The following is a 5,922-nucleotide window of genomic DNA, read 5'->3' on the forward strand; positions in this document are numbered from 1 at the left end:
GTAGAAAAAGGCTGGCAGACAGGTAAATATGAAGAAATAGCTGTAAGATTTTTGCTGGATAATGTGGACATAGGCTGGTATATAGATAATGTAAATATAGACAAAGATAAAATCCGCAATCTTTCTATGCTACTCAGCAGATTTTTAAATCTCTACTCACCTTCAGAATACGAATATTTCCACAATATATTTGAAAAATATCTTCCGGCATTAGATTATTTCGGCAGCAGCTTTGAGGATTTAAAAACTATGGTTCAGCTGAATGAGCATCTTAATAAAGAGGAGAAGATTTCTAATAAGATTCTATCTAAACATTTGCAGGCCTTCTCAGATATACTATTTTCAAAGCGTTGGCTAACCATATTGAAAGATTCTGTAGCAAGGAGTTATGGAGATTCGGAATATATAATAAAAGCTGCTTCTCTTTTTGATATCGATTTTACTTTTGATGATTTGTCCGGATACCTTGAAAATAATAAAGCATCTGTAGAAATATACCTGTACCTTATGTCAGGAAAGGACAAAGAGTCAAAGAAAAAGCTGATAGAATTTGCATTAAAAAATCTAAAAGAAGAAAATTTATTTCTCTTGGAAGATAAGAGTCTTTCTTTAATAGAGAAAACAAAGGATGACTTAATTGAAAATTCTGATTCCGAGGATTTTAACCTTGAAGCCTATTGCTTTGAGGTTATTATAGAAGAACTTGGGGAATTATCCTATGAAATGATGGCTTTAAACCTAAAAGCATTGAGGGCAAAGCTTCCCACCACCAGAAAACTAGCCATAAAAAATATAAGAAGCCATAAGGATTCTCTTTCCTCGGAAGAAAAACAAATAATAAAAAGTGCTTGGACTCAGGAAAGAGACTTTATTATAAAAAGCAGCATTAAAAGCTTATTGGAGGATTCCAACGTTAAAAAAAGAGAATTCATTGACATAAAAGATTCTATAGTAAGTCCTTATGTTAAAGATATCTATATATCATCTATAGATGCGGCAGGTGTTGCTTACAGAGATACTACTGTAATAGAGGAAACATTAAAAGCTGGAGATATAGTTTTTTTAAAGCGAGAAAAGGACAATCCTTATGACAAAAATGCAATATTAATAGCCTGCTCAGACGGCTATGTTATAGGATATGTACCCAAAAAATCTAATTTTATATTAAAAAACCTTTTAGATGGAGGGAAATATCTATACGGGATCATAAAAGAAGTCAATCTGGACACCGACTATATACGTCTAAGAGTTTATCTCAGTTATGAGGATGTAATAGAAGAAACCAAAAGCATGCTTTTCATGCTTAAAACTGATGAAAATGGTTTTATTCAGTAAGTATGGAAATAAAAGTAACTACCCCTGGGGTGCTTCCTTTTTTCTGGAAGCACCCCAGGGGTAGTTACTTTTATTGGTATTTATTATTTTTGTGAAAGCTCTTTTTCTACCGCTGCTAAATCCTCTAAAGAATCTATCTCGTAGCTGTCATCGGAGTTTATCTCTCTGAGGAATACATTGACATTGCTCAGATTTTCTTTTACGATGTTATCCCAATAAAGATTTTTAAAATCCCTATGTTCTATTGCCTCTTGAAGCTTTTTAGCAATAAATTCTCCATCTTCTCTGCTCCAGTAGGAAACTCCGCAGAGGATATACTCGTCATCCCTGCTGCCCACTTCTATACCATGAATTTTTTTATTTTCATCAAATTTAATCATCCATTCATCTTTAAAGCCTCTTTTTCTCGCACAGAAATAGGAGGATCTTTTTATTTGGGAATCTATAAAGTTATTATTTAAAAAGACATCACCTTCAATAACGTAGGAATCACTTAAATACTCCTTTACAAGATACATAGTGTAGATGTTGTTATAAACATCATACTTGTGGTTATGAATGAGCTTTACGGAATATTTGTCCTTTAAATACTCAAATTTTTCATGAAGATATCCTGTAAGTACGATTATATCTTCAATCCCTTTTTCCTTTAAAAATATTATCTGTCTCTCAAGCATAGGTTGCCCTGAAACTTTAACTAATGCTTTTGGAGTATCGTTAGTTAATGGTCTCAATCTTGTTCCCATGCCCGCTGCTAATAAAATTGCTCTCATTTTTAATCTCCTTATTCCGTAAATTGTATTTTAATCTATAAGAGGATTATGCACTGGCCTCATAATCCTTTTTCATGTTAAGCATTGCAATAGGATTTCCGGAAACCATTATTGAACCGAGCATTATTGCTACAGAACAAAGTATGAGCTTCAAACTTGCCGGAGTTCCCAAAAGCAGTATCTGGAAAATGATAGCCCAGGCTGCATAGGTTATATTAAGAGCCATTGCCCTGGTAGCTCCAATTTGATGAATAGCTGTATAGTAAAATACATAGGAAGCCGTTCCAAATAAAGCTGTAAGAGCTAATAATGGCGCTGCAGTAGTTAATACTACTTGGGAGCTTAAAGCATATCCTCCTACTACAGGTATTATTATGACTCCATAAAATACTGCGGATACCAATTGTCTTATCTGCAGGGCTTGTTCCGGCGAAACCTCTTCATCCTTCATACCATATGCACCTATTACACATTCAGAAGACCATCCTAAAACAGAAAGCATAGCAAATAGGAATCCTAATCCCAGATTTGTTACTTCATTACCTCCAGGGGCATATCCTAATATAAAGCTTCCTGCTATACTTAAAGCTAGTCCACTCCAAGCTCTTAAATTCAGCTTTTCCTTTAAAAATATGAAGGCTAGAAATGCTCCTACTGCAGGATACATTGCAGATATACTAGCTGTATATGCAGGTCCTATATATTTTACAGCAAGAAGATATCCGGTCATACCTACAGGCCCACCCATTAATGCTCCAAGAACTATAGACCTTCCGCTTCTGGTTTTTAAAGCCTTAAAGGTAGCTCCAAGCTGTCCTTTTATCCCCATATAAACCATCATCCAAATGCTAGAAAATGCATCATGAAGGAAGGTGCTTACAAAGGGAGCCAGAAAAATAGCCTCAGCGCTGGATACAAAGGGAGACATAGCAAGCACAATACCTACCATTACAGTATCTAAACCCCAAGTCAGTCCTGAAAGCATCCCTAGGGAAATTCCCTTCTTACTTATAAAATTCTTATTCTCCATTTTATTTAACTCCTTCATATATTTTAATTAAATTTTCCTTCGCCCTATTATATCTGTCAGGTCCATAGCTTCCAAAATCGTCACCCTTTGCTTCCTTGATGTTTGTCCATATACTCCATAGGAAGTCCTGGCATATCTTATATATAAGTATTCTCTTTTTCTTATTGTCATTCGGCTCGCCGCCAAAGTAAAGTCTGAAGAAAAGCTCTTCGTCCTTTGGCGAAAAGTTGCATTCTATAGAATGAGCAGCCAAATCCCACATAGGATCATTCATTCCGCCGTATTCCCAATCTATAAGATATAATCTGTCATCCGGTCCTTTAATGAAGTTTTCAGGCACAGTGTCATTGTGGCTTGGCTTAATTTCATAACCTATTTCCTCCAATATATTCTCAAGGTTCATTACCTTTTCCCTAACTTCATTATAATCAGGGAAGTTATAGCCTCCTGCCTTCTTTAAAAGTTCTTCATAATGCTGAATTTTTTCAAAGACATCGAATCTATTGTTCATTACAACATCAGAGTTATGAAGCTTTTTTAGTATATCTGTAACCAGCCTCATATTTTCTTCCCTTTTTGCACTAGTTCCATTTAAGGTTTCAGAGTTCGATATGAATTTAGACACCTTTATTCCTGTTTCCTCATTGAAATATATTAATGGAGTATCCAGCTCCAGCTTATTTGCAATTTCAGCAGAGAATTTTTCATCCCTTCTGCTTATCATGTCCTCTGTTCCAAAGCCAGGCACTCTAAGGATATACTCATCTCCATCAATGGTTGCTTTATAATTCTTGTTTGTCATGCCTCCTGCAGGAATGATTTCAGTAATATCCTCTTCATTAAATCCTGCAGAGTTTACCAGCATTTCCTTGAGCTTTTGGGTCTTATACTCCAGCTCTTTTCTTTTAAGTCTTGGATAAACATAATTAACTAAGTTTTCGTAGTGCTTTTTGTGGTCTATCTCAGTCCACACTAAATCATCCACCTTAACATATCCGATATTTATTATTCTCCCTACATCCAGCAGAGAATATTCGTAGTTTAAATATGGGTTTCTGTTATACTGAAACTGATCCATCATCCTTTTGAATACTTCATAGGATATCTTGGTTATTCCAATCATTTCGCCGTCTATTTTATTAAGCTGATGAATATCCTTTGTCATCTTAAAAACAGAACCTTCTCTTATTTCCACAAAAGCTTCATCTCCTGAACCGCTTTCTGCAGTTATAAGAATGCAATCCCTGTCACTTTTATTAATGATATATCTTAAAGCTCTGTCCTCGAAGATCATATCACTTTCCAGAAGAAGAAAATCTCCTTTAATATATTTTTCAGCACAAGCTAAAGAATGCATAGTACCTGTCCATTTGTATTTATCATTAATAACGCAGGTTAATCCATATTTTTTGCAAAGCTCTTCATAAAGCTCCTTTTTATACCCTGCTACTATTATAATATCTTCAATTCCCTGAGCTCTCAGCATAGAAATGCTTCTTTCTATAATGCTGGAATTTTCCAGCTCCAAAAGACCTACAGGCACAGAAAATTCTTCAGCATATCCTGCTGCCAGTATAACTGCCTGGTTAACCTTTTTAATTTCTTTGTATAAATTTATTTTTTCCATCTTATTTTCTGTTATCTTCTGCTCAAGTTCCTTTAAACCCTTCTCAGTAACTCTATAGTAGGGTTTTCTTCCCACAAACTCTACGGTAATTATGCCATCACTTATCATACTTTTAATGGTAGAGTTTACCTTACCTACAGAAATATCAACCTCTTTTGCAATATTTCTTTGAGTTATACCGTCCACTTCATTTATTATTTTTAACAATTCATAATACTTATCCATTTTTTCACTCCTAAACAAACCAAATATAAAGTTCATTTTTTGATGTTCATATAATGAATTTAGTATAACATCACTAACATATATTTACAAGCAATTAATTTAAATTAATAAATTCATTAAAAGGGTTATAATATTTGTATGAAAACACTTATTTCAACTATAGATGATGAAATGCAGCTATAATATTTTCTGAATATAAACAATGGGATTCTATCACGTTACCTTTAGTACTAGTCCGTAAAATTTTATAATATTGTTTTTGAAAATCAATCAGTGAATTCTATTGTTTTTATTTTTCATGGCATGCTACGAATTTATCTATACTGCCTTCAAGGACCACCTGTAAGTTCCATTATAATTATTTTTCACTATATTTGGTTACTGTACGCTATACTGCCTTTAAGGATAAATGTGAAGTTCCATTTTATTTATTTTTCAGGATTATATATGTTAATATAGTAGATAGTTACAAACACCATTAAATCAATTTGAGGAGGACCCAGTATTATGAAGCATTATTTTCAGCTTTTTAAATGTTTTTTCAAAATAGGTGCCTTTACCCTGGGTGGAGGATATGCTATGGTGCCGTTAATAGAAAAGGAAGTAGTAGAAAATAACGGTTGGCTAGATAAACAGGAATTTATTGACTCACTTGCTTTAGCTCAAGCCTCTCCAGGCCCCATAGCTGTAAATACCGCAGTATTCGTAGGTTATAAGGATTCTGGAATACTAGGAGCTATATTTACAACTTTAGGAGCTGTACTACCCTCCTTTTTAATAATACTTCTTATAGCCTTATTTTTTAGAAATATTAAGGATAATGTGTATGTAGAAAAAGCCTTTAAAGGCATACGTCCCGCTATAGTAGCTCTCATCGCCGCTCCTCTTTTAGGGATGAGCAAAAACATAAACTTAAACAGAAAAACAGTAAT

At 34.2% G+C, this 5,922-nt stretch carries 5 protein-coding genes; 2 read left to right on the plus strand and 3 right to left on the minus strand.

Annotated elements, in window-relative coordinates:
• A partial coding sequence (locus tag TA89_RS11300) for an HIRAN domain-containing protein (protein WP_040213464.1) occupies nucleotides 1–1,335 on the plus strand: 1,335 nt, incomplete at its 5' end.
• An 83-nt stretch (nucleotides 1,336–1,418) separates the two neighbouring features.
• Here TA89_RS11300 and TA89_RS11305 read toward each other — a convergent pair.
• The 3 genes from TA89_RS11305 to TA89_RS11315 are packed head-to-tail and all read right to left on the minus strand — an operon-like array spanning nucleotide 1,419 to nucleotide 4,990.
• Entirely contained in the window at nucleotides 1,419–2,108 is a 690-nt protein-coding gene (locus TA89_RS11305) for a CTP--phosphocholine cytidylyltransferase (protein WP_040213465.1), read from the minus strand.
• A 46-nt stretch (nucleotides 2,109–2,154) separates the two neighbouring features.
• The gene (locus TA89_RS11310; RefSeq protein ID WP_040213466.1) at nucleotides 2,155–3,138 is read right to left on the minus strand and encodes a DMT family transporter; all 984 of its coding nucleotides are present in this window, start codon (nucleotides 3,136–3,138) and stop codon (nucleotides 2,155–2,157) included.
• Nucleotide 3,139: 1 nt separating this feature from the next.
• Nucleotides 3,140–4,990, minus strand: coding sequence for a phosphocholine cytidylyltransferase/choline kinase family protein (locus TA89_RS11315; protein WP_040213467.1), 1,851 nt, complete (start codon nucleotides 4,988–4,990; stop codon nucleotides 3,140–3,142).
• Nucleotides 4,991–5,497: 507 nt separating this feature from the next.
• Between TA89_RS11315 and TA89_RS11320 the strand changes: the two genes are divergently transcribed.
• Nucleotides 5,498–5,922, plus strand: a 425-nt coding sequence (locus tag TA89_RS11320) for a chromate transporter (RefSeq protein ID WP_040213469.1), incomplete at its 3' end; no start/stop codon positions are given.

It is taken from the genome of Clostridium polynesiense (assembly GCF_000820705.1).
Lineage (GTDB): Bacteria > Bacillota > Clostridia > Clostridiales > Clostridiaceae > Clostridium_AA > Clostridium_AA polynesiense.

What these genes read in the sequence shown, in the direction of transcription:
- TA89_RS11305 (WP_040213465.1), bottom strand. Translation starts at nt 2,108, where the DNA reads ATGAGAGCAATTTTATTAGCAGCGGGCATGGGAACAAGATTGAGACCA.
- TA89_RS11310 (WP_040213466.1), bottom strand. Translation starts at nt 3,138, where the DNA reads ATGGAGAATAAGAATTTTATAAGTAAGAAGGGAATTTCCCTAGGGATG.
- TA89_RS11315 (WP_040213467.1), bottom strand. Translation starts at nt 4,990, where the DNA reads ATGGATAAGTATTATGAATTGTTAAAAATAATAAATGAAGTGGACGGT.